We start from the raw sequence: 26,419 nt of genomic DNA, 5'->3' as shown, positions 1-26,419 counted from the left end.
ACGGTCTCAGTTCACAGCGGACGTCGCTTCGACATGACGCGGCAAGGTCACCCGGATACGGGTGCCGCGTTGGCTTTGTACATCAGCCGGGCTGTCGATGGTGATTTGTCCATAATGCTCTTCAACGATGGAATAGACCAGTGCAAGGCCCAGACCGGTGCCTTCGCCAGGATCCTTGGTGGTGAAGAAAGGTTCGAACAATCTGTCCATGATGTTCTTCGGAATACCGCTGCCTTCGTCTTCCACGATCAAGTCGACCGTGTGTTCGCCGGCTTCGCTTTTGACCCGCACCGCACTGCCGGGAGGCGAGGCGTCACGGGCGTTTGAGAGCAAGTTGATCAGTACTTGTGCGAGCCGCTGCGGATCGCCTTCGCACCAGTGGTCGGGGTCGCACAGGTTGTAGAACTGCACTTCGAAATTGCGTCGGTTCAGGGCCAGCAAACCGATGGCATCCTGAGCCACTTCGGCCAGACAGACGGGCTCGTCGCTGTGCTGATGACTGCCGGCGTGGGCGAAGCTCATCAGCGACTGCACGATGCGTGACACCCGTTTGGTCTGCTCGAGGATCTGCCCGCTGATTTCCTTCAGCTCGCCATCGTCTTCACGCTCTTCGCGCAGGTTCTGCGCCAGGCACGCGATGCCGGTGATCGGGTTGCCGATTTCATGGGCCACGCCGGCGGCGAGTCTGCCGATGCTGGCCAGGCGCTCGGAGTGCACCAGTTTGTCTTCGAGCATCTGGGTTTCGGTCAGATCTTCCACCAGCAATACCAGGCCACTGTTACCCGGCGCGAGCGGTTCATCGATCGCCGCTTTGTGCAGGTTCAGCCAGCGGGTCTGGCCATCGAGGGCCAGATGCTGCTTGTGCAAATGCTCGTCCGGCAGATTGATGAAGCCTTGCAGCAGTTCTTTCCATGGATCGGCAATGGTGCTCAAGCGCGAGCCGACCACACGCTGCGCGGCGATTCCGGTCAGCTCCTCCATGGCTTTGTTCCACATGAGGATTTCCTGATCCTTGGCCAGCGAGCACACGCCCATCGGCAATTCCTGCAAGGTCTGGCGGTGATAGCGGCGCAGGGCATCGAGTTCGGCGGCAAGGCCGGTGAGGCGCGAGTGGTAGTCTTCGAGGCGGCTTTCGATGAAGTGGATGTCTTCGGTGACGTAGTTTTCGCCGCCGGCCTTGTACGGCAGGAAGGTTTCGACCATGTCCTGGGCGACGCTCGGGCCCATCAGGCCGGAAAGGTTGGCTTCGATACGGTCACGCAAGCGGCGCAAGGCATAAGGACGGCGCTCGTCGAACGGCAGATAAAGATCGCGCAGGGCTTGCTCGACTTCTTTCTGGGCAGCCTTGGCCCCCAAGGGTTTGGCCAGTTGTGTGGCGAACTCTTGAGGAGAGGCGGCATGCAGCTCGCGGCGTTGCGGGCGGCGCACGTTGTCCACGGCGCAGGCTTCGGCGGCGCTGGCTTCTTCTGGGCTGGCGTTGGTGAACAGCGAGATCAGGGTGAACATCAGCACGTTGGCGGCCAGCGATGCAATCGCGGCCATGTGCCAACTGGTGTCGTCCAGCACGTAGATCATGTTCAACAGCGGAATGTAGAAGCCCTGCAGATTGCCGACCAGCGGCAACAGCATGGTCACCAGCCACACCAGAATCCCGGCCAGCAAACCGGCGATGAAGCCGCGGCGGTTGGCGGTCGGCCAGTACAGGACCGACAGCACGCCCGGAAGGAATTGCAGCGTGGCCACAAACGCGACGATGCCGAGGTTGGCCAGATCCTGCTCGGCACCCAGCAACAGGTAGAAACCATAACCGGCCATGATGATCGCAACGATCAGCGCGCGGCGGGTCCATTTCAGCCAGCGATAGATGTTGCCTTCAGCCGGCGGTTGATAAAGCGGCAGCACCAAGTGGTTCAGCGCCATCCCGGACAGCGCCAGGGTCGTGACGATGATCAGCCCGCTGGCTGCCGACAATCCGCCGACATAGGCCAGCAACGCCAGCGCCTTGCTATTCGCGGCGATACCGATACCGAGCGTGAAGTACTCCGGATTGGTCGTGGCGCCGAGTTTCAGTCCCGCCCAGAGAATCAGCGGCACCGCCAGGCTCATCAACAGCAGGAACAGTGGCAAGCCCCAGCTCGCGCTGACCAGCGAGCGTGGGTTGAGGTTTTCGGTAAAGGTCATGTGGTACATGTGCGGCATCACGATCGCCGAGGCGAAGAACACCAGCAGCAATGTGCGCCAAGGGCCTTCCTGCAAAGGCGTGTGCAAAGCAGCGAGGGCGGTCTGGTTTTGCAACAGCCACAACTCCAGCTGCTGCGGACCGTCGAACACGCCGTAAAGGGCATAGAGGCCGACGCCGCCAATGGCGATCAGCTTGATCACCGACTCAAAGGCAATCGCGAACACCAGGCCTTCATGTTTTTCGCGGGTCGCGATGTGGCGCGAGCCGAAGAAAATCGTGAACAAGGTAATCAGTGCGCAAAAGCTCAGCGCCACGCGGTGCTGCACCGGCTCGCGGGTGAGGATGCCGATGGAGTCGGCCACCGCCTGAATCTGCAACGCCAGCAACGGCAACACGCCGATCAGCATGAAAATCGTCGTCAGCGCCCCGGCCCACGTACTGCGGAAACGGAAGGCAAACAAGTCGGCCAGTGACGACAGTTGATAAGTACGGGTAATTTTCAGGATCGGATACAGCAACACCGGCGCCAGCAAAAACGCCCCGGAGACCCCGAGGTAACTGGACAGAAAGCCGTAGCCATACTGATAGGCCAGGCCCACCGTGCCGTAAAAGGCCCAGGCGCTGGCATACACGCCCAGCGACAGGGTGTACGTCAGCGGGTGGCGAATGATCGCCCGGGGGATCATGCCCCGTTCGCTGATCCACGCGACGCCGAACAGCACCGCCAGGTACGCGGCGCTGATCAGGATCATCTGGGTCAGGCTAAAGCTCATCGGCATCTTTTTGGCTCTGCAGGATGAAGGTCACGACGATCAGAATCAGCCAGAGCAAATAAGGGCGATACCAGGCGCCAGTGGCGTCGATCCACCAATCCATGATGGCCGGGGAGAACAGATAAATCCCCACTACCAGGAGCAGGACCAAGCGATAGATGTACATCCCGGCCTCTCTTTTTTATGCGCGTGCCCGAAAACGTGCGGCGATGGTAACGGATGGGCGCGCCACTGCAAGTGTGATCACTGTAGTTGCGCTTCGGGCAGGGTGAGTGTGCGCGGGATTAATGAGGCATCCCAGTGGGCGATGCCCCAATCCAGCACTTCCCGTGGTGTCGCATAGGCCAGTTCCTTGCCCGGGTTTTGCCCGAGTGCGCGCAACGCACGCAGTAACAACGGCGTGGCCTGGTCTGCGGTCAGCGGCGGCGAGCGGTAGGACTTGCCGAGTTTGTTGCCATCGGGCTGGGTAATCAGCGGGATGTGCAGGTAGCGCGGTTGCCGCAGGCCGAGCAGTTCTTGCAGGTAGAGCTGGCGCGGCGTGGAGTCCAGCAGGTCAGCGCCACGGACGATGTCGGTGATGCCTTGCCAGGCATCGTCCAGCACCACCGCCAGTTGATAGGCGTAGAGCCCGTCGCGGCGGCGGATCACGAAATCACCGACTTCCCGGCCCAGATGCTGGCGGAACTCGCCTTGAACGCGGTCGATGAAGTGGTAGTCCAGCTCCGGCACGCGCAGGCGAATCGCGGCGTCTTCAGTGCCATGGCCGGCATTTCGGCACAGGCCCGGGTAAATGCCGTGGTACGGCTCAAGCTGTTTTCGCGAACAGGTGCAGGCGTAGGCCAGACCGTGATTGAACAGGCGATTGAGGACTTCGGCGTACGCCTCGTGCCGGTCGCTCTGGCGGACCATTTCACTGTCCCACTCGAAACCGTAGCTTTCCAGGGCTTTCAAGATGGCGGTCTGAGCGCCAGGTTCTTCCCGTGGCGGATCGAGATCCTCCATGCGCATCAACCAGCGACCGCCCACCGCACGCGCGTCGAGGTACGAGGCCAGCGCTGCGACCAGCGAACCGAAATGCAAGTGGCCGCTGGGCGTGGGGGCGAAGCGGCCGATGTAGGCGGAAGGGGTGATGGCGGTCATAAGGCGATGTCAGGCTGTCCAATCGTTTCGAGCATGGCTTGAGGCCGTCTTCGCGAGCAAGCTTCGCTCCTACAGAAGATCGCGCCAGCCTTTGTAGGAGCGAAGCTTGCTCGCGAAGGCAATGCCGAAGACGCAACAAATATCAGAAACAAAAACGGAGCGTTCGCACGCTCCGTTCTTCGTTCAAGCCGACATTACTTGCCGACTTGCTTTTCCTTGATTTCCGCCAGGGTCTTGCAGTCAACGCACATGTCGGCGGTAGGGCGGGCTTCCAGTCGCTTGACGCCGATCTCGACGCCGCAGGACTCGCACCAGCCATATTCTTCGTCTTCGATCAGCTGCAGCGTCTTGTCGATCTTCTTGATCAACTTGCGCTCGCGATCGCGGGCTCGCAGTTCAAGGCTGAACTCTTCTTCCTGGCTGGCACGGTCTGCCGGGTCAGGGAAGTTGGCCGCTTCGTCTTTCATGTGATCAACCGTACGGTCGACTTCCTGCATCAAGTCCTGTTTCCACTTATTCAGGATCTTGGTGAAGTGAGCGCGCATGGGTTTGCCCATGTACTCCTCGCCCTTAACTTCTTTGTAGGGTTCGAAGCCGCTGATCGACGTATTTTGCTGCTTTGCTTGGGTGGGCATGAAATGGACCGCCTCTACTCTTGTAATCCATTGCGCAGGATTGCTCCATCACCGACACCTGCCGGCCCTGCGGCTGCAAGCGGGCGAACTTACCAGATCAAATCGGGGCGCGCTACTCCCGGATGTCGAGGTAGTGGCCCCAAGGGCTTGCAAATGATTGCAAAGCCTTGTCTGGCGGCGTTGGAGGCCTGATCAATTATTGATTTTAGTCAAACCTGGGGTACACGCTTGAGTCGTTTGTGGCCAGGGATATAACGGCTCTGACCGCTTTAGGTTCTCGCTCGTTCCGACGCTTGGGTAGAATCGATTCTTTTCTCCGTTGTAAGGAAAGCTAATGGCTCAGTCCTACAGTGCCCGCAGTCGCGCGATCGAACCTTTCCATGTCATGGCGTTGCTGGCGCGGGCCAATGAACTGCAGGCTGCGGGTCACGATGTGATCCACCTGGAAATCGGCGAACCGGACTTCACCACCGCCGAGCCGATCATCCAGGCCGGGCAGGCCGCACTGACGGCGGGGAAGACCCGTTACACCGCTGCGCGCGGCATCCCCGAGCTGCGCGAAGCGATCTCGAATTTCTATCAACAACGTTACAGTTTGAACATTGATCCGCAGCGAATCCTCATCACGCCCGGCGGTTCCGGCGCGCTGTTGCTGGCCAGCGCCTTGCTGGTTGACCCGGGCAAACACTGGCTGCTGGCAGACCCGGGTTACCCATGCAACCGGCATTTCCTGCGGTTGGTCGAAGGCGCTGCGCAACTGGTGCCGGTCGGTCCGGACGTGCGTTATCAGCTGACGCCGGACCTGGTGGCTCGCCATTGGGATCAAGACAGCGTCGGCGCCTTGGTGGCCTCGCCGGCCAACCCGACCGGCACCATCCTGACCCGCGATGAACTGGCCGGCTTGTCGGCGGCGATCAAGGAGCGCCACGGTCATCTGGTGGTGGACGAGATCTACCACGGCCTGACTTACGGCACCGATGCCGCCAGTGTGCTGGAAGTCGATGACAGCGCTTTCGTTCTTAATAGTTTTTCCAAGTATTTCGGCATGACCGGCTGGCGGCTGGGGTGGCTGGTCGCGCCTGAAGCAGCGGTCGGTGAGCTGGAAAAGCTCGCGCAAAACCTCTACATCAGCGCTCCGAGCATGGCTCAGCATGCCGCACTGGCCTGCTTCGAGCCGGCCACGATCAGCATTCTGGAAGAGCGTCGCGCCGAATTCGGTCGTCGTCGGGATTTCTTGTTGCCGGCCCTTCGGGAGCTGGGTTTCGGGATCGCCGTCGAGCCGGAAGGCGCTTTCTACTTGTACGCCGATATCAGCAAGTTCGGCGGCGATGCCTTCGCGTTCTGCCGCCATTTCCTCGAAACCGAACATGTGGCAATTACCCCTGGCCTGGACTTTGGGCGCTATCAGGCCGGCCATCACGTGCGTTTTGCCTACACCCAAAGCCTGCCGCGCCTGGAAGAAGCGGTCGAGCGGATCGCCCGTGGATTGCGGAGCTGGCAAGGCTGATGCGTTTTCATCCTCCCCTCGAAGAAGGTCGTCTGATCCGACGTTACAAGCGTTTTCTCGCCGATATTGAAACCGTTGGCGGCGAGTTGCTGACTATTCACTGTCCCAACACCGGCTCGATGCTCAATTGCCAGGTAGAAGGCGGACAAGCCTGGTTCAGTCGCTCCAACGACCCGAAACGCAAATTGCCCGGCACATGGGAAATCGGTGAAACCCCACAGGGCCGGCAGTTTTGCGTGAACACCGGGCGCGCCAACGGACTGATAGAAGAAGCGTTGCGGGCGGGTGTGATTACCGAACTGAACGGATTTACCGAGTTGAAGCGCGAAGTGGCTTACGGACAGGAAAGCAGCCGCATCGATTTCCGCCTCGATTACCCGAGCGGGCCGGCGTATGTGGAAGTCAAAAGCGTGACCCTGGGCTTCGACGGTTCATCGGTGGCCGCTTTTCCCGATGCGGTGACACAACGGGGTGCCAAGCATTTGCGGGAACTGGCTCACCTGGCTCGGGACGGAATACGCGCCGTGCAGCTGTATTGCGTCAATCTCACCGGGATCGACGCGGTGCGTCCGGCAGAAGAGATCGATTCGGCCTACGCGGCGGCCTTGCGTGAGGCGGTGGCGTGCGGAGTCGAAGTGCTGGCCTATGGCGTGCGATTGACCCACGAAGAAATGGTGGTCGATCGACGTCTGGAAGTGCTGCTGAATGTCTAAAGGCTGATCCAGATCCCTTGCTCGTCTTCGCGGCTGGCAACGGTAGTCAGGGATTGCCCGGCGCACGGGCCGGCGACGCATTCACCGTCCTCGATCAGGAACAGTGCGCCGTGAGTGGCGCACTGGATCAGGCTGTTGCTGGGGTCGAGAAACTGGTCGGGTTTCCATTCCAGTCCGACGCCCCGGTGTGGGCAGCGGTTGATGTAGACATACGCCTGACCGCCCCGGCGCACGGCGAAGAGTTTCTGACCGTCGACGTCGAAACCGCGACTGCTGTTGTCAGCCAAATCGGCAGCGGTGCAAAGCAACTTCATGTCTATCCTCAATTCCGGCGGCTCGTGACCGGATATGTCCGAGCTTGACGTTCAAATGCAAACAATTATCAAATGGCCGCTTCGCCCGTCGGGTGCAGGTGCCGAATGCCGAGGATACTTGGCCTGTCATCTCGATGCCTGGGAAAACTTAAAAGGAAGCTGTTTATGCGCCTGAGTACCCGCGTTGCTGCGCTGTGTGTCGGACTCCTCGTCAGCCACCACGCCGCAGCGGCCGAGTTGCCACAGCGTTGGGTCAGTGCCGGTGGCGCCCTGTCAGAGTGGGTGAGCGCGCTGGGCGGTGAGTCGAAACTGGTTGGCGTCGATACCACCAGTCAGCATCCGGAGTCGTTGAAGGCGCTGCCGAGCATCGGTTATCAGCGGCAACTGTCGGCGGAGGGCATCTTGAGCTTACGCCCGCAGATTCTGGTCGGCACCGAAGAAATGGGGCCGCCGCCGGTGCTTTCGCAGATTCGTAGCGCGGGCGTGCAGGTCGAGCTGTTCTCGGCCCAGCCCGATCTGCCGACGTTGCAGGGCAACCTGGCGCATCTGGGCAAGTTGCTCGGTGCTGAAGATAAGGCTGCGCAATTGCTCCAGACCTATCGGCAGCAACTGGATCAGCAAAAGGTTCGGGTCACTCGCGCGCAGTTGAAGGAAAAATCACCAGGGGTGCTGTTGCTGCTCGGCCATGCGGGCGGCAAGCCGCTGATCGCCGGCAAGGACACCGCCGCCGATTGGTTGATCCAGCAGGCGGGTGGGCACAATCTGGCAACGCATACCGGTTACAAACCCTTTTCTGTCGAATCGCTGGTCAGTCTCGACCCTGACGTACTGTTGTTTGCGGACCGAGCGCTGACCGGCGATGCCGCACGGGCCGCGTTATTCAAGGAAAACCCGATCCTGTCCTCGACCCGCGCGGCCAGGGACAAGCGCGTCATGGAACTCGATCCGACCTTGTTGGTGGGTGGATTGGGGCCACGGTTGCCCGATGCGTTGAAAAAGCTGTCTGACGGTTTCTACCCCGGCACTGCGGCCCAATGACCGTTCTGGTTAAACCCCGTGCCTTGTTTATTGGCCTGAGCCTGCTGTGTTTGCTGGCGATCTGGTTGTCCTTGGCGCTGGGGCCGGTGAGCCTGCCTTTATTGGATACCCTGCGCGCGGCGTTGCGCATGATCGGCGTGCCCATTGCGCCCGACGGGCTGGAACAGGCCGAGTTGATCCTCGGGCAAATCCGCCTGCCTCGAACCTTGCTGGGCCTGGCGGTTGGGGGCGTGCTGGCGCTGTCCGGCGTGGCGATGCAGGGATTGTTTCGCAACCCTCTGGCTGACCCGGGGTTGGTGGGCGTGTCCAGCGGTGCTGCGCTGGGCGCTGCTATCGCGATTGTCGGTGGTTCGGTGTTTGGCGGCCTGCCTGAATCGTTCGGACCTTATCTGTTGTCCGCGTGTGCGTTTCTTGGCGGCCTGGGCGTGACGGCGCTGGTGTATCGACTGGGGCGGCGCAACGGGCAGACGAACGTGGCGACCATGCTGCTGGCCGGCATTGCGTTGACTGCACTGGCGGGTTCAGCGGTCGGCTTGTTCACCTATCTGGCCGACGATGCGACCTTGCGCACGCTGACGTTCTGGAACCTGGGCAGCCTGAACGGCGCCAGTTATTCGCGGCTCTGGCCGTTACTGCTGGTGACCGCTGGTGTGGCGCTCTGGCTGCCGCGCCGGGCCAAGGCCTTGAACGCATTGTTGCTGGGGGAGTCGGAGGCCGGTCACTTGGGCATCGACGTCGAACGGCTCAAGCGCGAGTTGGTGTTCTGTACCGCGCTGGGGGTTGGCGCGGCCGTGGCGGCGGCGGGAATGATCGGGTTTGTCGGTCTGGTGGTGCCGCATCTGGTGCGGCTGCTGGCCGGTCCCGATCATCGCGTGTTGTTGCCGGCCTCGGTGCTGGCGGGTGCCAGTCTTCTGCTGTTTGCCGATCTGGTGGCGCGGCTCGCCCTGGCGCCGGCGGAGTTGCCGATCGGGATTGTCACGGCCTTCATCGGCGCGCCGTTCTTTCTGTATTTACTGCTAAGAGGGCGTGCCTGATGTTGCGAACCCAGAGCCTGCAAATCCGTCGAGGCACAAAGATTGTGCTGACGGACATCACGCTTGAGCTCAAACCCGGCGAAGTCCTCGGCGTGCTGGGCCCCAACGGTGCCGGCAAAAGCACTTTGCTCGGCGCCTTGTGTGGCGAGTTGAAGGCTGATCACGGCAGCGTCTGGCTCGATGAGCGTGAGTTGAGTCATTGGACCGGCGCGCAACGAGCCCAGCGACTGGCGGTATTGCCGCAGGTGTCGACCCTGGACTTCGCCTTTCGTGTCGAAGAAGTGGTCGGTATGGGGCGTTTGCCTTATCAAAGCGGGCTAGTCCGGGATGACGAGATCGTCGCCGCCGCCTTGCGCGCTGCCGATGCGGAACACCTTAGTGGTCGCAGTTATCTGGCCCTGTCCGGTGGCGAGCGTCAGCGAGTGCATCTGGCGCGGGTGCTGGCGCAACTATGGCCGGGCGAAGCGGGGCAGACGCTGTTGCTCGATGAACCGACGTCGATGCTCGATCCGCTGCACCAGCACACCACCCTGCAAGCGGTGCGCGAATTCGCCGATCATGGCGCAGCGGTGCTGGTGATCCTGCATGATCTGAACCTGGCGGCGCGCTATTGTGATCGCTTGTTGCTGCTCGAAGGTGGGCGGCCGGTAGCGCTTGATACACCGGAGCAGGTCTTGCGTCCGGAACCCCTCAAGGCCGTGTTCGGGCTGGAGGTTTTGGTGCAGCAGCACCCGGAACGTGGGCATCCGCTGATCATCGCCCGCTGAGAATGACATCGAGGTGAGCATGCGGGGGATTTTGTTACTGGTGGTATTGTTGTTGAGTGCCTGCCAGCACGTCTCGGCACCGCCTCCGGTCGTCGGTGAGATTCAGGACCTGCGCAGTGGCCAGATCCTGACGCCTCAGGAGTTGGTCGAACGGCTGGTCGAGCCGACGCGTCTGATCGTCGGCGAGCAGCATGACAACCCTGATCACCATCAACTTCAATTGTGGTTGTTGCAGGCGCTGGGCGAGCGTCGACCCCAGGGCAGTCTGCTGCTGGAAATGCTGACGCCGGATCAACAATCGCGCATCGACGACGTGCGTCGTGCCTCGACGCTTCCCGCAGATTTGCCCGGCGCGTTGAACTGGCAATCGGGGTGGGACTGGAATCTTTACGGGCCGATCGTGCGCTTTGTGCTGACTCAACCCTACCCGCTGCTGGCGGCCAATCTGGACGCGCTTGAAGTCCGTACTGTTTATGGCAAGCCGCCGACATTAGACGGTTCGCGTTCCAACGCTCCATCGGTCAAGGATGAGTTGCTGGCGCAGATCAACGACTCCCATTGCGGCCTGCTGCCGACATCACAAATGCCCGCGATGCTGGCAGTCCAGCAGCAACGTGATCGACGAATGGCCGAGCGCTTGCTGGCCGCACCGTCGCCTTCGCTGCTGTTTGCCGGCGCCTATCACGCGCGCAAGGACGTTGGTGTGCCGATCCACGTACTTGATCTTGGAGAGCCTGAAGCCCCCACGGTTTTGATGCTGGCGGAGCAGGGCGGTGAGATCACGCCGGCCATGGCTGATTACGTCTGGTACACGCCTGCCACACCGGCTCAGGATTACTGTGCCGAAATGCGTAAACAGTTCGGTAAGTAATCAGGCGACTTTTCCGCAGGCAAAAAAAGACCCGGCAAGAGCCGGGTCAAATAACCGTGATTAGCCTGATGAGGAGATATCTGAGAGTCCGAACCAAGGGCTTTTCAAATATCGACCAGTCTCGCGACCAGTTGTGATAATCATAGCGATTCTCATTACCAAGTCAACCGCTGTTTTTTGATTTCTTTGAAATCCTCTGTCGTCTGGTGCAAAAGCCCTGTAATCATTGGGCTTCAGGCGGTTTTCCTGGGGTGATACCTGCCCGTTCAATTCTTGTGGCGTGACGAGATGGCTTCCAGTTGTTTGTTCAAGGCTTCTTTGCGATCCGCAGGAATGTCATTCCAGTGCACGTCCATCAGTGCGCCTTCGATCGCATACAACAACACCTTGGACGCCCGGAACCCGCGCGTGCGCACGGCCCGATAAGCATCCACCGCTCCCAGGCGGCGCAAGTCCGAGGCGCTGTGGATGCCCACGGCATGCAGCCACTGTGCCGACGTCTTGCCAAGATTTTTCAGGTGTTGCAGTTCATCATTCATCAAGCCTCCTTGCGACGGCCGAACGGTGCGTGGGCGAGCCTCTCAGGAGTGTAGCCATCAGTAGGAAAAGCGTGATTGTTTGGTCGGTTTCGACGCAAAAGCTTCTAAGAAGCGTGCGCTTGGCACTTAAGGAATGTCTGCAAATGCAGAAGAGGTGGCAGCACGGACAACGGTGGGAGCGGGCTTGCTCGCGAAGACGTAGTGTCAGTCGACATCAATGTTGAATGTTAAACCGCTTTCGCGAGCAAGCCCGCTCCCACAGAGGCTGCGTCGTTTCAGAGAGGAAATGCGGGTGTTAGCGGGTGCGGTAACGCAGGCGAGTACCGAAATTCATCGACATCAGAATCTCGTCAGCACTCAGCTCTGGCGGAAAGTAGGCGCCGGAGATCTGTGCGTGAGCCAGGCTCGCGCCTTCCAGGCATGAATTGCGGAAATCGATGCCGCGTAAATCGGCGGAGCGGAAATAGGCATCGGTGAAGTCGACGCCATCGGCGTTCAGCTCGCGCAGGTCCAGGCCACGGAAATCGCCGCCGACCATGTCGACAGAGGCATGACTGGCGCGTTCGGCATTGAAGCCTGTGATGTCGTCTTTGTGCAGCAAGGCATAAAGCGGGGTGTCGAGAAGTTTCGGCTGGCTCATGTCGCATCACCTGATGGTTTTATGACGCCAGTATAGTGCCACTATTTGGCAGCCGTGAAGCCGGCGATGGCTCCACGGCTGAAATAGTTTTTTACAGGCCCGGCATGCGCTGGCGGATCTGCGCAACGACAGTATCGAGCGTCCCGCTTTCATTGGTCTGGACGCGTTTGCTGCACAGAATTTCTGCTGGCGTCAGGGGCTCACGGCTCGTCTGCTGGGCTGCGATAACGGCCAGGTTGGCGTCGGACGGGTCCTTTTTGTCTGCCTGACGCAACGCCAGCCAGCTCTCGATGACCGCTTGTGGCGCATTGCAATCGAGGATCAGAAACGGTGCACCGGTAGCCTCGGCGATTTTCGCTGCGCCGTCGCGCTGGTCGCGCTTGAGGTACGTTGCATCGATGACCACCGGGAAACCGGCGCGCAGGATGACGGCGGCAATCTCATGCAGGCGGCTGTAAGTGGCGGCGCTCGCGTCGGCACTATAAATACCGGCCTGTGGATCATTCGGGACGGTCTGCTCGCCGAACAGGCGCTTGCGTTCAACATCGGAACGCAGGCGAATGGCGCCCAACGCTTCCACCAGACGCATGGCCACGTGGCTCTTGCCGACAGCGGATACGCCGTGAGTAATCGCCATGAAGCGCGAAGGAATGGTGCTGTAGCTTTCCGCCAGGTTGGCGTAGTTGCGGTACTGGCGCAGGGTGGTGGCGCGCTGCACCGGGTCGGCCTCGGCCGGCATGCTGAACAGGCTGACCTTGGCGCGAACCAGGGCGCGGTAGGCTTTATAGAAGTTCAGCAGCTCAAGGCCCTGATAGTCACCGGTCAATTCCAGGTACTGGCTGATGAAACGACGCGCCAGGCTTTTCAGACCGCGGTCTTCCAGGTCCATGGCCAGGAAACCGGTGTCGGCGTAAACGTCGGTGAAGCGGAACGGTTCGTTGAACTCGATGCAGTCGAAGATCACGACCTTGCCGTCGATGACGGTGGCGTTGCCCAAGTGGATGTCGCCGTGGCATTCGCGGATGAACCCTTCAGCCTTGCGCTGGGCAAACAGCGGCTTGAGGCGTTCGAAGCTGCTTTCGGCCCAGGCTTGCAGGGCATCAAGTTGCAGCAGATCGGCCTTGTCGCTGAGGAACGGGCGGATCTGTTCGAAGTTCTGGCGTACCGGCGCCATTACGCTGTCCGGGGTGCCGGCTTCGTGTTCGCCAGGCACTTTCGGCGCAGTGAGGTGGAATTGGGCGATCTGCGCGGCCATCTCGTCGATGTGCGCGGTGGTCAATTCGCCGTTGGCTTGCAAGGTGCTGAGCAACTGGCTCTGTGGGAATTGACGCATTTTCAGCGCGAAATCGACCACCGGACCTTCGCCGCCCAGTTGCGGGGCTTCTTCGCTGCCGGTGATCGGCAACACTTCCAGATACAAATCGTTGGTCAGGCGCTGGTTGAGGCGCAGCTCTTCGCCGCAGAAATGCTCACGCGCATCGAGGCTGGTGAAGTCGAGGAAGCCGAAATTCACCGGCTTCTTCACTTTATAAGCAAAGGGGCCTGTGAGGATGACCCAGGAAATATGGGTCTCGATGACCTGGAACCCGTCTACAGGATGCGGGTAGAGGGCCGGGTTTTGCAGGGCGGCGATCAGGGACTGGCTCACAGGCGATCCTTCAAAGTCTGGGGAAATTTCACGGCCGCCATTATGGCTGCAAGTCCGCCTGACGCAAACCTCGGAGGGCTCCTGTTGAGTATGAATAAAGTGCGTATAATCCGCCGCCATGACTCGTACTCGATCCCCCCGTACCCCAAAAAAACCACCTTCCAAGGGCTTGAGCCCCTGGCTGGGCTGGGCCCTTAAACTCAGTCTGGTCGGCCTCGTGGTGCTCGCCGGGTTCGCGGTTTACCTCGACGCCGTGGTCCAGGAGAAGTTCTCCGGCAAGCGCTGGACGATCCCGGCCAAGGTGTATGCGCGCCCGCTTGAGCTGTTCACTGGCCAGAAGCTGAGCAAGGAAGACTTCCTGACCGAGCTCGACGCCTTGGGCTATCGCCGCGAAGCCGTGAGCAACGGCCCCGGCGCTGCGGCGGTCAACGGCAACACCGTCGACTTGAATACCCGTGGCTTCCAGTTTTATGAAGGCATGGAGAATGCTCAGCCGGTGCGCGTGCGGTTCTCCGGCGACTATGTGGCCGAACTTTCGGCGACCAACGGTTCGAAGCTTTCGGTCGTTCGATTGGAGCCGCTGCTGATCGGCGGGATTTATCCGAAAAACCTCGAAGATCGCATTCTGATCAAAATCGATCAGGTCCCGCCGTACCTGCTGGAAACCCTGGTGGCGGTCGAAGACCGGGATTTCTATAGCCACTGGGGCGTTTCGCCCAAGTCGATTGCCCGCGCCGTGTGGGTCAACACCTCCGGCGGCAAGATGACCCAGGGCGGCAGTACGCTGACCCAACAGTTGGTAAAGAATTTCTACCTGACCAGCGAACGCAGCCTGACCCGAAAACTCACCGAAGCCATGATGGCGATGCTGCTTGAGCTGCATTACGACAAACGTGAAATTCTTGAGGCGTACCTCAATGAAGTGTTCGTCGGTCAGGATGGCCAGCGCGCGGTGCACGGTTTCGGCCTGGCCAGCCAGTTCTTCTTCGGGCAGCCATTGTCCGAGCTGAAACTGCATCAAGTCGCAATGCTGGTGGGGATGGTCAAGGGGCCGTCTTATTACAATCCGCGTCGCAACCCGGAACGGGCGATGGAGCGCCGCAATCTGGTGCTCGATGTGCTTGAGCAGCAAGGCGTTGCCACAGCCGAGCAGGTCGCCGCGGCGAAGAAAATGCCTCTGGGCGTGACGACGCGCGGCAAGCTGGCGGACAGTTCTTTCCCGGGCTTCCTCGACCTGGTTAAACGCCAGTTGCGTGAAGACTATCGCGACGAAGACTTGACCGAAGAAGGCCTGCGGATTTTCACCAGTTTCGACCCGATCCTGCAGATGAAAGCCGAAGCGTCGGTCAACGACACCTTTAAACGCCTGGCCGGGCGCAAGGGTTCCGATGAGGTTGAAGCGGCGATGGTCGTGACCAACCCGGAAACCGGTGAGGTTCAGGCCATGATCGGCAGTCGTCAGGCGAGTTTTGCCGGCTTCAACCGGGCGCTGGATGCGGTGCGCCCGATCGGTTCGTTGATCAAGCCGGCGGTTTATCTGACAGCCTTGGAGAAGCCCAGCCAGTACACGCTGACCAGTTGGCTGTCGGACGAATCCTTCTCGGTCAAAGGCGCGGACGGTCAGGTCTGGAAACCCCAGAACTATGATCGCCGTTCTCACGGTACGGTTTTCCTGTATCAGGGCCTGGCCCATTCCTACAACCTGTCGACGGCACGTCTCGGGTTGGCGGTCGGCGTACCGAATGTCCTGAAGACACTGGCGCGTCTGGGTGTCAGTCGCGAGTTTCCGGCGTTCCCTTCGATGTTGCTGGGGGCCGGTGGCCTGACGCCGATCGAAGTGGCGACCATGTACCAGACGCTGGCCAACGGTGGTTTCAATACGCCGATGCGCGGGATTCGTAGCGTACTGACTGCCGAAGGCGAGCCGCTCAAGCGTTATCCGTTCCAGATCGAGCAGCGTTTCGACCCGGCGTCCATTTACCTGATCCAGAGCGCCATGCAGCGGGTCATGCGTGAAGGTACCGGCAGTTCGGTTTATAACGTGCTGCCGAAAACCCTGACGCTGGCGGGTAAAACCGGTACCAGTAACGACTCGCGAGACAGCTGGTTCGCCGGTTTCAGCCAGGACTTGCTGGCGGTGGTGTGGCTTGGCCGCGATGACAACGGCAAGACGCCGTTCACCGGTGCGACCGGTGCGTTGCAGGTCTGGACCAGTTTCATGCGCAAGGCCGATCCGCTGCCGCTGGACATGCCGCAGCCGGACAACATTGTTCAGGCGTGGGTTGATTCGCGGACCGGGCAAGGTTCCGAAGGCAGCTGCCCAGGCGCTGTGCAGATGCCGTATATTCGCGGCAGCGAACCGCCTCCCGGCGCTGCGTGCGGTGGCGAAAGCCCGGCATCCGGCGAAACGGTGATGGATTGGGTCAAGGGCTGGATGAATTAAGCAAAGAGGGTTTCAAGTGAACAAGTGGTTGATTCCAGCGGTTACCGCCGTGGCTTTGCTCAGCGGTTGCTCCTCCGTACAGCGCGGTTCGATCCCGGTTGTGGATTCCGGCAGCGCTGTCTCCAACAGTGAGCGAGTGTCGGCAAACGGCGGTTTCCGTCAGACGACATCAAAACGCCCTTTGCAAGCCCAGACTCAGGCGATTCCACAAGGTGACACCGGTGTCGTCGTGATGGTCCCGGGTGGCGCAGTGGCATCGGCACCGATCAGCACCGGGTCGATTACGCCTGGCCCGATTACCCCGGGGCCGATCGACACCTCGCCGGTGCAGTCGGCACCAGTCAATCAGGGCAGCTACAGCATGCCGTCGACGCCGAGCGGGATTCCTTCGGCGAGCTCCGGTGGCTTGTCTGCCGATGAGCAGCTGGACGGTCCGGTACTGGCGCTATTGACCACGGCTCAGCAGCAACAGGCCGGCGGCGACCTCAACGGTGCGTCCTCCAGTCTGGAGCGCGCCCAACGTGTTGCACCGCGTGAACCGCAAGTGCTTTATCGACTGGCTCAGGTTCGTATGGCCCAAGGCGATGCACCTCAGGCTGAACAATTCGCCCGTCGTGGCCTGACGTTCGCCAATGGTCGTCCGGCGCTTCAGGCCAGCCTGTGGGAATTGATCGCCCAGGCGCGTGAGAAACAGGGTGATTCCGCAGGTGCGTCACTGGCCCGTCAGAAGGCCAAGGTTTCGCTGTGATGGACGCACGTTTTCCGAAGATTGCCGAGCAACTGTTGTTGATCGAGCGTGAGCTGCGGGTTCAGGGTTGGTGGGACGAGGTTTCGCCCTCCGCTGAAGCGTTATCCAGCGTCGAACCGTTTTCGGTGGATACGCTGGATTTCGAACAGTGGCTGCAATGGATCTTCCTGCCGCGGATGAAGATCATCCTCGAGCAGGATCTGCCGCTGCCCAACGCATCGGGCATTCAGGAGATGGCCGAGATGGTCTTCGCCGCCCGCAATGTCCAGGGTCGGGATCGACAGTTGCAGGTCTTGCTCAAAGAGTTCGACCTGCTGATCACCGCCTCTCGCTGACTCCGATCCGTTGCAGGCGCTGTACAGGAGCCCTGTAGGAGCTGTGTAGGAGCTGTCGAGTGAAACGAGGCTGCGATCTTTTGATCTTGATCTTTTTAAAAGCAAGATCAAAAGATCGCAGCCTCGTTTCACTCGACAGCTCCTACAGGTGCCTACTGGCAGTTAGCTGCAATCTGTTTCTGTGCTTCGGTTGTGCGTTCCTGACGTTGCTCATCAGTCAGGCGGCGCATCTCACCGTCTATCTCCTCCCGCAATCGCGGATTGTTCTGTAGCTGGGCCAGGTTCGTGCGCGCCTGTTCGCAGAATACCTTTAGCTGGGCTTGCTGCTCGGCGACCTGCTTTTTCACTGTGTTGTCGATGGCTTGTTGATCGCCAATCGCTGTGCTGCGCGTTGGCGCGGCGGGTTTGCCGGCGGGAGGGGAGGGCGTTTGCACCGTAATGGCCTCCTGGCCTTGGGGTGGTTGCGCGTCGAAGTGGGTCACGCCTTGGGCGTCGACCCATTTATAGATCTGACCGGCCATGCACAAAGGGCTGACCAGCAGACTCACCATCAAGAACGTTCGCATGCCATTTCCTTGCCAGAGTTGCGCAATTGAAGCTAACACAGTTGCTGTTTAGCGGTTTTTTCTTGCTTTCTCATGTGCTTACTTCAATAAAGCACATAGACGGCTTGACTTGCAGGGGACGAAACAGAAGAATCCAAAGTCCGCTGTAGAGGGACTGCCAGAAGCAGGCCCACTCAGCAGATCATGAGGCGCACATCCGCGCCGACCTGTTACACCCGCAACGCGTTACCTCGCGCTGGGTGGGAAAGGCCCGCAACACTTGGGACGATCCCAATACTTGCTCAGTCAGTGCTGACGTAGTCGGCGACCACCGTCGCTCATGCTCTGCTGAGAAGTAAACCTATTAAGACCCGTCCCCGTTTATGTGGGCGGTATTCTGGCGTTTTAGAGGTGAACAACGTGGAGCTTTTATCTGGCGGTGAGATGCTCGTCCGCTTTTTGCGTGACGAAGGCGTTAAATATATCTATGGGTACCCGGGTGGTGCCGCATTGCATATCTATGACGCGCTGTTCAAAGAACCAGCCGTTCAACATATTCTCGTTCGTCATGAGCAGGCTGCCACTCACATGGCAGACGGCTATGCGCGCGCCACCGGCAAGGCCGGCGTCGTACTGGTGACCTCCGGTCCCGGCGCGACCAACGTCATTACCGGTATTGCTACGGCGTACATGGACTCGATTCCGATGGTGATCCTGACCGCCCAGGTGCCTAGCACCATGGTCGGTACCGATGCCTTCCAGGAAACCGACATGATCGGTATCTCCAGGCCGATCGTGAAACACAGTTTCATGATCAAGCATGCTTCGGAAATCCCGGAGATCATGAAAAAGGCGTTCTACCTCGCGCAATCCGGTCGTCCTGGTCCTGTCGTTGTCGACATCCCGAAAGACATGACCAACCCGGCCGAGAAGTTCGAATACATCTTCCCGAAAAAAGCCAAGCTGCGTTCCTACAGCCCGGCGGTTCGTGGTCACTCGGGCCAGATCCGCAAAGCGGTGGAAATGCTGTTGGCGGCCAAGCGGCCGATCATCTATGCCGGCGGCGGCGTCATTCTGGGCAACGGCTCCGCGCCGTTGACCGAACTCGCACAACTGCTGAATGTGCCGGTCACCAATACCTTGATGGGCCTCGGCGCCTATCCGGGCAGCGACCGTCAGTTCCTCGGCATGCTCGGTATGCACGGCAGCTACACCGCCAACCTGGCGATGCACCATGCGGACGTGATCATGGCCGTGGGCGCGCGTTTCGATGACCGTGTTATCAACGGCGCGTCGAAGTTCTGCCCAAGCGCGAAGATCATCCACATCGATATCGACCCGGCTTCGATCTCCAAGACCATCAAGGCCGACGTTCCTATCGTAGGCCCAGTGGAAAGCGTATTGACCGAAATGGTCGCTACCTTCAAGGAAATCGGCGAAACCCCGAACAAGGATTCGGTTGCTGCCTGGTGGAAGCAGGTTGAAGAATGGCGCGGTGATCGCGACATGTTCCCTTACAACAAAGGGGACGGCAGCATCATCAAGCCGCAAACCGTTATCGAAACCCTGCACGAAGTGACCAAGGGCGACGCCTACATTGCGTCTGACGTGGGTCAGCACCAGATGTTCGCGGCGCAGTACTACCGCTTCAACAAGCCTAATCGCTGGATCAACTCCGGTGGCCTGGGCACGATGGGCTTCGGTTTCCCGGCAGCAATGGGCGTGAAACTGAGCTTCCCGGAAGCCGACGTGGCTTGCGTGACCGGTGAAGGCAGCATCCAGATGAACATCCAGGAGCTGTCCACTTGCCTGCAACATGATCTGCCGGTGAAGATCATTCTGCTCAACAACGGCGTGCTCGGCATGGTCCGTCAGTGGCAGGACATGAGCTACGGCGCACGTCACTCGCACTCCTACATGGAATCGTTGCCGGACTTCGTCAAGTTGGCCGAAGCCTACGGTCATGTGGGGATGCGCATCACGGACTTGAAGGATTTGAAGCCGATGATGGAGCAAGCGTTCGCGATGAAGGATCGTCTGGTGTTCATCGACATCAAGGTCGACGCCGGTGAGCACGTCTACCCGATGCAGATCAAAGACGGCTCCATGCGCGATATGTGGCTGAGCAAGACGGAGCGTACTTAATCATGCGACATATTATTTCCCTGCTTCTGGAAAACGAACCCGGCGCTCTGTCTCGTGTAGTCGGCCTGTTCTCGCAGCGCAACTACAACATCGAAAGCCTGACGGTGGCCCCAACCGAAGACCCGACCTTGTCGCGTCTGACGCTGACCACCGTTGGCCACGATGAAATCATCGAGCAGATCACCAAGAACCTGAACAAGCTGATCGAAGTGGTCAAACTGGTCGACCTGTCGGAGAGTGCTCACATCGAGCGCGAACTGATGCTGGTCAAGGTCAAGGCCACCGGCGCCCAGCGCGCCGAGATCAAGCGCACCACCGATATTTACCGTGGGCAGATCGTTGATGTCAGCGCTAGCGTGTATACCGTTCAATTGACCGGTACCAGCGACAAGCTCGACAGCTTCATTCAGTCCATTGGCACCGCCTCGATCCTGGAAACCGTCCGTAGCGGCGTAACCGGTATCGCTCGCGGCGACAAAGTACTCAGCATCTAAACCAAATTAGCGAACGGCCTGAACGGCCTGGATATATAGGGGAATTTCATGAAAGTTTATTACGAAAAAGACTGCGACCTGTCGATCATCCAGGGCAAGAAAGTTGCCATCATCGGTTACGGTTCCCAGGGCCACGCTCAAGCGTGCAACCTGAAAGACTCCGGCGTTGACGTGACTGTCGGTCTGCGCAAAGGTTCGGCCACTGTTGCCAAAGCCGAAGCCCACGGCCTGAAAGTGACCGACGTTGCTTCCGCTGTTGCTGCTGCCGACCTGGTCATGATCCTGACCCCGGACGAATTCCAGTCTGCCCTGTACAAGAACGAAATCGAGCCGAACATCAAGAAAGGCGCCACCCTGGCCTTCTCCCACGGCTTCGCGATCCACTACAACCAGGTTGTTCCGCGCGCTGACCTCGACGTGATCATGATCGCGCCGAAAGCACCGGGCCACACCGTGCGTTCCGAGTTCGTCAAAGGCGGCGGTATCCCTGACCTGATCGCTATCTATCAGGATGCTTCGGGCAACGCCAAAAACGTTGCACTGTCCTACGCCGCGGGCGTTGGCGGCGGTCGTACCGGCATCATCGAAACCACCTTCAAGGACGAGACCGAAACCGACCTGTTCGGCGAACAAGCCGTTCTGTGCGGCGGTACCGTTGAACTGGTCAAAGCCGGTTTCGAAACTCTGGTTGAAGCTGGCTACGCGCCGGAAATGGCTTACTTCGAATGCCTGCACGAACTGAAGCTGATCGTTGACCTCATGTACGAAGGCGGTATCGCCAACATGAACTACTCGATCTCCAACAACGCTGAATACGGCGAGTACGTGACTGGTCCGGAAGTGATCAACGCCGAATCCCGTCAGGCCATGCGCAACGCCCTGAAACGTATCCAGGACGGCGAATACGCCAAGATGTTCATTAGCGAAGGCGCGACCGGCTATCCTTCGATGACCGCCAAGCGTCGTAACAACGCCGCTCACGGTATCGAAATCATCGGCGAGCAACTGCGCTCCATGATGCCGTGGATCGGTGCCAACAAGATCGTCGACAAAGCTAAAAACTAAGTCGCGCACTTGTATGAAAAACGCGGCTTAGGCCGCGTTTTTTCGTTTGGGTGGCCGGTTCTGGTATAAAGCTGCATCGTTTGCGGCCGAACCGTCGTCCCAGACACCTGTCGAAACTTTCCACCCCGTTGCAAGGTAATGTCCATGAGCGAACGTCCCGAAGAGCCAAACAAGGCTTCTGACGCCGAAAGCCTGCTGCCCATCGATGAGCACATCGAGGAAGGGCATGACGCTGAAGGTCGTAAAGTCCGGCATCGTGGTATCTATCTTCTGCCGAATCTGTTCACCACCGCGAACCTGTTCGCAGGGTTTTATTCCATCATCAGCTCGATGAGCGCCCAGAGCGCATTGAGTGCCGGTGATTCTATTGGCGCGAGCAAGTATTTCGCGTTTGCCGCGATCGCAATTTTCGTCGCCATGGTGCTCGACGGCCTCGATGGTCGAGTCGCCCGCATGACCAATACCCAGAGTGCCTTCGGTGCCGAGTATGACTCGCTGTCGGACATGGTCGCCTTTGGTGTTGCGCCGGCATTGCTGGCGTTTGGTTGGGCCTTGGGCGACATGGGCAAGGTTGGCTGGATGGTTGCTTTCATCTATGTCGCGGGTGCGGCGCTGCGTCTGGCGCGCTTCAATACGCAAGTCGGCACCGCAGATAAACGCTACTTCATCGGTCTGGCCAGCCCGGCTGCCGCGGGTGTGGTGGCGGGGATTGTCTGGGCGTTCAGCGATTACGGCATTCAGGGTTCCAAGATGTCCTTCCTGGTTGCGCTGATGGTGGCTGCCGCCGGCATGCTGATGGTCAGCAACATCAAGTACAACAGCTTCAAGGAGCTGGACCTGAAGGGGCGAGTGCCCTTTGTCGCGATTCTGGCGGTGGTGCTGGTGTTTGCCGTGGTCTTCAGTGATCCGCCGCGCATCCTGCTGCTGGTTTTCCTCGCTTACGCGGCGTCTGGTCCGGTGCAATACCTGTTGCATCTTCGTCGGCACAAAAACGCCGAGTGATGTAATTTCCCTCATACTCCGCAGTCTATTGGTGCATCTGTCCTCCAATGCTGCGGAGTTGCCATGCTGATCAAAGTCCCCAAAGCGTCTGACTGCCATGAGTCTGACGTCACGCCTGAAGCCTTCTATCTTTCTCGACGCAATCTACTGGGTGCTGCCGTTGCCGGTCTGGCGGTGAGCAGTCTGCCGCGCTGGGCCAGTGCTGATGAAGCCGCTCGTTACACAGATGTCGAGCCTGGCAAGGCGCCTTCCTGGTTTGCCGAGAAGCTTCCTTCTACCAAGTGGGGGGCGGTCAACGTCAAGGATGAGGCGATCACGCCATTCAAGGATGCGACCCACTACAACAACTTCTATGAGTTCGGCGCTGATAAAGGCGACCCGGCTGCCAATGCGGGTTCGTTGAAGACTGAGCCTTGGACCGTGGTAGTAGACGGGGAGGTGGGTAAGCCGGGGCGGTATGCGCTGGAAGACTTCATGAAGCCTTATCAATTGGAGGAGCGGATCTATCGTCTTCGCTGTGTTGAGGCATGGTCGATGGTCATTCCGTGGATCGGTTTTCCTCTCTCGGCTTTGCTCAAGGAGGTCGAGCCGACGTCGAAGGCTAAATTCATCCGTTTCGAAACGCTGCAGGATCCCAAGAGCATGCCGGGGCAGCGCTCCGGATTTGCCTTGATCGAGTGGCCCTATGTAGAGGGGTTGCGCCTGGATGAGGCGATGAATCCGTTGGCGATTCTTGCGGTGGGCATGTATGGGCGCGAATTGCCGAATCAGAACGGGGCGCCGCTGCGGTTGGTGGTGCCTTGGAAGTACGGCTTCAAGAGCGTCAAATCCATCGTGCGGATCAGTCTGGTCAGCGAACAGCCGAAAACCACCTGGCAGAGCATTGCCGCGGATGAATATGGCTTCTACGCGAACGTGAACCCTACGGTCGATCACCCGCGCTGGACCCAGGCGCGGGAGCGTCGGTTGCCGAGCGGCCTGTTCAAGCCGAATGTGCGGGACACGCAGATGTTCAACGGCTACTCGGATGAAGTTGCTTCTCTCTATACAGGGCTCGATCTGCGGAAGAATTACTGATGCGTTTTCCATTCTGGCGAATTGGCGTCTTTATAGCAGCGGCGGTCTGGCCGCTGCTTTGGTTGTATCAGGCCTGGCAGGATGTGCTGGGGCCTGACCCGGGCAAGGTGTTGGTTGACCGGCTCGGGTTGGGGACGCTTGTCCTGCTATTGATAACGTTAAGCATGACGCCTCTGCAGAAGCTCACCGGTTGGGCGGGGTGGATTGCTGTACGCCGGCAACTGGGGTTGTGGTGTTTCGCTTATGTGGTTCTGCATCTGAGCGGCTATACAGCGTTCATCCTTGGATTTGATTGGTCGCAGCTGGGTGTCGAGCTGCGCAAGCGGCCTTACATTATTGTCGGGACGTTGGGGTTTCTCTGTTTGTTGGCGTTGGCGGTGACTTCCAATCGTTATAGTCAACGACGCCTGGGTGTACGTTGGAAGAAACTGCATCGGCTGGTTTACGTGATTCTCGGGCTTGGATTGCTGCATATGTTGTGGATCGTGCGTGCCGATCTGAAGGAGTGGGCTATCTATGCCTCTATAGGTGCGCTGCTATTAGTGCTGCGCCTTCCCCCTGTTGTCCGTCGAATCCCGCGTTTAATAGCTAAAAAGGCACCTTCTGCAAGAAAAGCGTAATTAGGGGTTGACGGCAGATTCTGGAAGTCTATAATTCGCCCCACTTCCGGCGCAGTCGAAACGGAAAACTCCTTGGTAAACAAAGAGTTACGCAGTTTTCGACAGCGAGTTGCTTCAGGTCATCGAAGCCCAGAAGGAGTCGGTAAGGCAGGTTGGTTTGGCCTTATAGACGTTTCGATCTTCTCGGTCGAAAGCGGAGAAAAAGAGGTGTTGACAGCAGCGAGTAACGCTGTAGAATTCGCCTCCCGCTAACGAGAGATCGGAAGCGCAAGTGGTTGAAGTTGCAAAGGAAACTTTGAAAACTTCTGAAAATAACCACTTGACAGCAACAGAGGCTGCTGTAGAATGCGCGCCTCGGTTGAGATGAAAGATCTTAACCAACCGCTCTTTAACAACTGAATCAAGCAATTCGTGTGGGTGCTTGTGGAGTCAGACTGATAGTCAACAAGATTATCAGCATCACAAGTTACTCCGCGAGAAATCAAAGATGTAACCAACGATTGCTGAGCCAAGTTTAGGGTTTCTTAAAAACCCAAAGATGTTTGAACTGAAGAGTTTGATCATGGCTCAGATTGAACGCTGGCGGCAGGCCTAACACATGCAAGTCGAGCGGCAGCACGGGTACTTGTACCTGGTGGCGAGCGGCGGACGGGTGAGTAATGCCTAGGAATCTGCCTGGTAGTGGGGGATAACGCTCGGAAACGGACGCTAATACCGCATACGTCCTACGGGAGAAAGCAGGGGACCTTCGGGCCTTGCGCTATCAGATGAGCCTAGGTCGGATTAGCTAGTTGGTGAGGTAATGGCTCACCAAGGCGACGATCCGTAACTGGTCTGAGAGGATGATCAGTCACACTGGAACTGAGACACGGTCCAGACTCCTACGGGAGGCAGCAGTGGGGAATATTGGACAATGGGCGAAAGCCTGATCCAGCCATGCCGCGTGTGTGAAGAAGGTCTTCGGATTGTAAAGCACTTTAAGTTGGGAGGAAGGGCATTTACCTAATACGTAAGTGTTTTGACGTTACCGACAGAATAAGCACCGGCTAACTCTGTGCCAGCAGCCGCGGTAATACAGAGGGTGCAAGCGTTAATCGGAATTACTGGGCGTAAAGCGCGCGTAGGTGGTTTGTTAAGTTGGATGTGAAATCCCCGGGCTCAACCTGGGAACTGCATTCAAAACTGACAAGCTAGAGTATGGTAGAGGGTGGTGGAATTTCCTGTGTAGCGGTGAAATGCGTAGATATAGGAAGGAACACCAGTGGCGAAGGCGACCACCTGGACTGATACTGACACTGAGGTGCGAAAGCGTGGGGAGCAAACAGGATTAGATACCCTGGTAGTCCACGCCGTAAACGATGTCAACTAGCCGTTGGGAGCCTTGAGCTCTTAGTGGCGCAGCTAACGCATTAAGTTGACCGCCTGGGGAGTACGGCCGCAAGGTTAAAACTCAAATGAATTGACGGGGGCCCGCACAAGCGGTGGAGCATGTGGTTTAATTCGAAGCAACGCGAAGAACCTTACCAGGCCTTGACATCCAATGAACTTTCCAGAGATGGATTGGTGCCTTCGGGAACATTGAGACAGGTGCTGCATGGCTGTCGTCAGCTCGTGTCGTGAGATGTTGGGTTAAGTCCCGTAACGAGCGCAACCCTTGTCCTTAGTTACCAGCACGTCATGGTGGGCACTCTAAGGAGACTGCCGGTGACAAACCGGAGGAAGGTGGGGATGACGTCAAGTCATCATGGCCCTTACGGCCTGGGCTACACACGTGCTACAATGGTCGGTACAGAGGGTTGCCAAGCCGCGAGGTGGAGCTAATCCCAGAAAACCGATCGTAGTCCGGATCGCAGTCTGCAACTCGACTGCGTGAAGTCGGAATCGCTAGTAATCGCGAATCAGAATGTCGCGGTGAATACGTTCCCGGGCCTTGTACACACCGCCCGTCACACCATGGGAGTGGGTTGCACCAGAAGTAGCTAGTCTAACCTTCGGGAGGACGGTTACCACGGTGTGATTCATGACTGGGGTGAAGTCGTAACAAGGTAGCCGTAGGGGAACCTGCGGCTGGATCACCTCCTTAATCGACGACATCAGCTGCTCCATAAGTTCCCACACGAATTGCTTGATTCATTGAAGAAGAC

24 protein-coding genes and 1 rRNA gene are annotated in these 26,419 nt (G+C 58.9%); 16 read left to right on the top strand and 9 right to left on the bottom strand.

What is annotated here, in order from left to right:
• Positions 1-6: 6 nt before the first annotated feature.
• The 4 genes from ACA049_RS26070 to dksA all read right to left on the bottom strand — a co-directional run bounded on the left by ACA049_RS26070 (position 7) and on the right by dksA (position 4,730).
• Complete coding sequence (locus ACA049_RS26070) at positions 7-2,961, bottom strand: sensor histidine kinase (RefSeq protein ID WP_219096111.1); 2,955 nt, start codon at positions 2,959-2,961, stop codon at positions 7-9.
• Entirely contained in the window at positions 2,945-3,121 is a 177-nt protein-coding gene (locus tag ACA049_RS26065) for a hypothetical protein (RefSeq protein WP_003176118.1), read from the bottom strand. The genes ACA049_RS26070 and ACA049_RS26065 overlap by 17 nt, the downstream gene beginning before the upstream one ends.
• A 77-nt stretch (positions 3,122-3,198) precedes the next feature.
• Positions 3,199-4,095: a tRNA glutamyl-Q(34) synthetase GluQRS gene (gene gluQRS / locus ACA049_RS26060; RefSeq protein WP_497330919.1), complete on the bottom strand. Its 897-nt coding sequence runs from the start codon at positions 4,093-4,095 to the stop codon at positions 3,199-3,201.
• Between the two features lie 194 nt (positions 4,096-4,289).
• Positions 4,290-4,730 carry an RNA polymerase-binding protein DksA gene (gene dksA, locus ACA049_RS26055; RefSeq protein ID WP_109634884.1) on the bottom strand — a complete coding sequence of 147 codons (441 nt, stop codon included), beginning with the start codon at positions 4,728-4,730 and terminating at the stop codon, positions 4,290-4,292.
• Between the two features lie 334 nt (positions 4,731-5,064).
• On the opposite strand from dksA, the gene ACA049_RS26050 reads away from it, so the two are divergent.
• Both ACA049_RS26050 and sfsA read left to right on the top strand, forming a co-directional pair.
• The gene (locus ACA049_RS26050; protein ID WP_438657618.1) at positions 5,065-6,237 is read left to right on the top strand and encodes a pyridoxal phosphate-dependent aminotransferase; all 1,173 of its coding nucleotides are present in this window, start codon (positions 5,065-5,067) and stop codon (positions 6,235-6,237) included.
• Positions 6,237-6,950, top strand: a complete 714-nt coding sequence (sfsA, locus tag ACA049_RS26045) for a DNA/RNA nuclease SfsA (RefSeq protein ID WP_497330916.1) — start codon at positions 6,237-6,239, stop codon at positions 6,948-6,950. Before ACA049_RS26050 ends, sfsA begins: the two co-directional genes overlap by 1 nt.
• Here the strand turns inward: sfsA and ACA049_RS26040 are convergent.
• Positions 6,947-7,264, bottom strand: a complete 318-nt coding sequence (locus tag ACA049_RS26040; RefSeq protein ID WP_497330914.1) for a Rieske (2Fe-2S) protein — start codon at positions 7,262-7,264, stop codon at positions 6,947-6,949. The two genes, sfsA and ACA049_RS26040, sit on opposite strands and share 4 nt — an antisense overlap.
• A gap of 165 nt (positions 7,265-7,429) precedes the next feature.
• On the opposite strand from ACA049_RS26040, the gene ACA049_RS26035 reads away from it, so the two are divergent.
• The 4 genes from ACA049_RS26035 to ACA049_RS26020 are packed head-to-tail and all read left to right on the top strand — an operon-like array spanning position 7,430 to position 10,974.
• Positions 7,430-8,302 (top strand): heme/hemin ABC transporter substrate-binding protein, encoded by an 873-nt coding sequence (locus ACA049_RS26035; protein WP_497330912.1) that lies wholly within the window; start codon positions 7,430-7,432, stop codon positions 8,300-8,302.
• 50 nt (positions 8,303-8,352) lie between these two features.
• The gene (locus ACA049_RS26030) at positions 8,353-9,336 is read left to right on the top strand and encodes a FecCD family ABC transporter permease (protein ID WP_497336983.1); all 984 of its coding nucleotides are present in this window, start codon (positions 8,353-8,355) and stop codon (positions 9,334-9,336) included.
• Positions 9,336-10,103 (top strand): heme ABC transporter ATP-binding protein, encoded by a 768-nt coding sequence (locus ACA049_RS26025; RefSeq protein ID WP_497330910.1) that lies wholly within the window; start codon positions 9,336-9,338, stop codon positions 10,101-10,103. Before ACA049_RS26030 ends, ACA049_RS26025 begins: the two co-directional genes overlap by 1 nt.
• Before the next feature lie 19 nt (positions 10,104-10,122).
• The gene (locus ACA049_RS26020) at positions 10,123-10,974 is read left to right on the top strand and encodes a ChaN family lipoprotein (RefSeq protein ID WP_497330908.1); all 852 of its coding nucleotides are present in this window, start codon (positions 10,123-10,125) and stop codon (positions 10,972-10,974) included.
• 266 nt (positions 10,975-11,240) lie between these two features.
• Here the strand turns inward: ACA049_RS26020 and ACA049_RS26015 are convergent, their stop codons facing one another.
• The 3 genes from ACA049_RS26015 to ACA049_RS26005 all read right to left on the bottom strand — a co-directional run bounded on the left by ACA049_RS26015 (position 11,241) and on the right by ACA049_RS26005 (position 13,801).
• Positions 11,241-11,513, bottom strand: coding sequence for a TfoX/Sxy family protein (locus ACA049_RS26015; protein WP_010467623.1), 273 nt, complete (start codon positions 11,511-11,513; stop codon positions 11,241-11,243).
• A gap of 295 nt (positions 11,514-11,808) precedes the next feature.
• Entirely contained in the window at positions 11,809-12,153 is a 345-nt protein-coding gene (locus ACA049_RS26010; protein ID WP_109634870.1) for a pentapeptide repeat-containing protein, read from the bottom strand.
• Between the two features lie 91 nt (positions 12,154-12,244).
• Positions 12,245-13,801: a bifunctional aminoglycoside phosphotransferase/ATP-binding protein gene (locus tag ACA049_RS26005; protein WP_497330906.1), complete on the bottom strand. Its 1,557-nt coding sequence runs from the start codon at positions 13,799-13,801 to the stop codon at positions 12,245-12,247.
• Positions 13,802-13,919: 118 nt separating this feature from the next.
• On the opposite strand from ACA049_RS26005, the gene mrcB reads away from it, so the two are divergent.
• From mrcB to ACA049_RS25990, 3 genes are read left to right on the top strand one after another with little or no spacing between them, the layout of a single operon-like run.
• Positions 13,920-16,244, top strand: coding sequence for a penicillin-binding protein 1B (gene mrcB / locus ACA049_RS26000; RefSeq protein ID WP_497330904.1), 2,325 nt, complete (start codon positions 13,920-13,922; stop codon positions 16,242-16,244).
• A 16-nt stretch (positions 16,245-16,260) separates the two neighbouring features.
• A complete protein-coding gene (locus ACA049_RS25995; RefSeq protein WP_497330902.1) occupies positions 16,261-16,992 on the top strand; it encodes a tetratricopeptide repeat protein in 732 nt (243 codons plus the stop codon).
• Entirely contained in the window at positions 16,992-17,327 is a 336-nt protein-coding gene (locus ACA049_RS25990) for a YqcC family protein (protein ID WP_497330900.1), read from the top strand. The genes ACA049_RS25995 and ACA049_RS25990 overlap by 1 nt, the downstream gene beginning before the upstream one ends.
• 152 nt (positions 17,328-17,479) lie before the next feature.
• Here ACA049_RS25990 and ACA049_RS25985 read toward each other — a convergent pair whose 3' ends face one another.
• A complete protein-coding gene (locus ACA049_RS25985) occupies positions 17,480-17,893 on the bottom strand; it encodes a DUF4124 domain-containing protein (protein WP_497330898.1) in 414 nt (137 codons plus the stop codon).
• A 399-nt stretch (positions 17,894-18,292) separates the two neighbouring features.
• Here ACA049_RS25985 and ACA049_RS25980 point away from each other — a divergent pair, with 399 nt between their 5' ends.
• From ACA049_RS25980 to ACA049_RS25950, 7 genes are all read left to right on the top strand, one after another.
• Complete coding sequence (locus tag ACA049_RS25980) at positions 18,293-20,017, top strand: acetolactate synthase 3 large subunit (protein WP_109636224.1); 1,725 nt, start codon at positions 18,293-18,295, stop codon at positions 20,015-20,017.
• Positions 20,018-20,019: 2 nt separating this feature from the next.
• Entirely contained in the window at positions 20,020-20,511 is a 492-nt protein-coding gene (gene ilvN, locus ACA049_RS25975) for an acetolactate synthase small subunit (protein WP_003205610.1), read from the top strand.
• Between the two features lie 48 nt (positions 20,512-20,559).
• A complete protein-coding gene (gene ilvC / locus ACA049_RS25970; RefSeq protein WP_007948647.1) occupies positions 20,560-21,576 on the top strand; it encodes a ketol-acid reductoisomerase in 1,017 nt (338 codons plus the stop codon).
• A 144-nt stretch (positions 21,577-21,720) separates the two neighbouring features.
• Positions 21,721-22,578: a CDP-diacylglycerol--serine O-phosphatidyltransferase gene (gene pssA / locus ACA049_RS25965; RefSeq protein ID WP_010467638.1), complete on the top strand. Its 858-nt coding sequence runs from the start codon at positions 21,721-21,723 to the stop codon at positions 22,576-22,578.
• A gap of 63 nt (positions 22,579-22,641) precedes the next feature.
• On the top strand, positions 22,642-23,655 hold the full coding sequence (msrP, locus tag ACA049_RS25960; RefSeq protein ID WP_497330896.1) for a protein-methionine-sulfoxide reductase catalytic subunit MsrP: 1,014 nt from the start codon (positions 22,642-22,644) through the stop codon (positions 23,653-23,655).
• On the top strand, positions 23,655-24,275 hold the full coding sequence (msrQ, locus tag ACA049_RS25955) for a protein-methionine-sulfoxide reductase heme-binding subunit MsrQ (RefSeq protein ID WP_497330894.1): 621 nt from the start codon (positions 23,655-23,657) through the stop codon (positions 24,273-24,275). Before msrP ends, msrQ begins: the two co-directional genes overlap by 1 nt.
• A gap of 544 nt (positions 24,276-24,819) precedes the next feature.
• Positions 24,820-26,358: ribosomal RNA gene (locus tag ACA049_RS25950) — 16S ribosomal RNA — on the top strand.
• Positions 26,359-26,419 lie beyond the last annotated feature (61 nt).

The sequence above is a fragment of the Pseudomonas sp. LBUM1662 genome (assembly GCF_059695915.1).
This window is presented reverse-complemented; position numbering and strand designations above follow the sequence as displayed.

Excerpts from the sequence above, each read along its gene's own strand:
- ACA049_RS26070 (WP_219096111.1), bottom strand. The coding sequence starts at position 2,961 with ATGCCGATGAGCTTTAGCCTGACCCAGATGATCCTGATCAGCGCCGCG.
- ACA049_RS26065 (WP_003176118.1), bottom strand. The coding sequence starts at position 3,121 with ATGTACATCTATCGCTTGGTCCTGCTCCTGGTAGTGGGGATTTATCTG.
- gluQRS (WP_497330919.1), bottom strand. The coding sequence starts at position 4,095 with ATGACCGCCATCACCCCTTCCGCCTACATCGGCCGCTTCGCCCCCACG.
- dksA (WP_109634884.1), bottom strand. The coding sequence starts at position 4,730 with ATGCCCACCCAAGCAAAGCAGCAAAATACGTCGATCAGCGGCTTCGAA.
- ACA049_RS26050 (WP_438657618.1), top strand. The coding sequence starts at position 5,065 with ATGGCTCAGTCCTACAGTGCCCGCAGTCGCGCGATCGAACCTTTCCAT.
- sfsA (WP_497330916.1), top strand. The coding sequence starts at position 6,237 with ATGCGTTTTCATCCTCCCCTCGAAGAAGGTCGTCTGATCCGACGTTAC.
- ACA049_RS26040 (WP_497330914.1), bottom strand. The coding sequence starts at position 7,264 with ATGAAGTTGCTTTGCACCGCTGCCGATTTGGCTGACAACAGCAGTCGC.
- ACA049_RS26035 (WP_497330912.1), top strand. The coding sequence starts at position 7,430 with ATGCGCCTGAGTACCCGCGTTGCTGCGCTGTGTGTCGGACTCCTCGTC.
- ACA049_RS26025 (WP_497330910.1), top strand. The coding sequence starts at position 9,336 with ATGTTGCGAACCCAGAGCCTGCAAATCCGTCGAGGCACAAAGATTGTG.
- ACA049_RS26020 (WP_497330908.1), top strand. The coding sequence starts at position 10,123 with ATGCGGGGGATTTTGTTACTGGTGGTATTGTTGTTGAGTGCCTGCCAG.
- ACA049_RS26015 (WP_010467623.1), bottom strand. The coding sequence starts at position 11,513 with ATGAATGATGAACTGCAACACCTGAAAAATCTTGGCAAGACGTCGGCA.
- ACA049_RS26010 (WP_109634870.1), bottom strand. The coding sequence starts at position 12,153 with ATGAGCCAGCCGAAACTTCTCGACACCCCGCTTTATGCCTTGCTGCAC.
- mrcB (WP_497330904.1), top strand. The coding sequence starts at position 13,920 with ATGACTCGTACTCGATCCCCCCGTACCCCAAAAAAACCACCTTCCAAG.
- ACA049_RS25990 (WP_497330900.1), top strand. The coding sequence starts at position 16,992 with ATGGACGCACGTTTTCCGAAGATTGCCGAGCAACTGTTGTTGATCGAG.
- ACA049_RS25985 (WP_497330898.1), bottom strand. The coding sequence starts at position 17,893 with ATGCGAACGTTCTTGATGGTGAGTCTGCTGGTCAGCCCTTTGTGCATG.
- ilvN (WP_003205610.1), top strand. The coding sequence starts at position 20,020 with ATGCGACATATTATTTCCCTGCTTCTGGAAAACGAACCCGGCGCTCTG.
- ilvC (WP_007948647.1), top strand. The coding sequence starts at position 20,560 with ATGAAAGTTTATTACGAAAAAGACTGCGACCTGTCGATCATCCAGGGC.
- pssA (WP_010467638.1), top strand. The coding sequence starts at position 21,721 with ATGAGCGAACGTCCCGAAGAGCCAAACAAGGCTTCTGACGCCGAAAGC.
- msrP (WP_497330896.1), top strand. The coding sequence starts at position 22,642 with ATGCTGATCAAAGTCCCCAAAGCGTCTGACTGCCATGAGTCTGACGTC.
- msrQ (WP_497330894.1), top strand. The coding sequence starts at position 23,655 with ATGCGTTTTCCATTCTGGCGAATTGGCGTCTTTATAGCAGCGGCGGTC.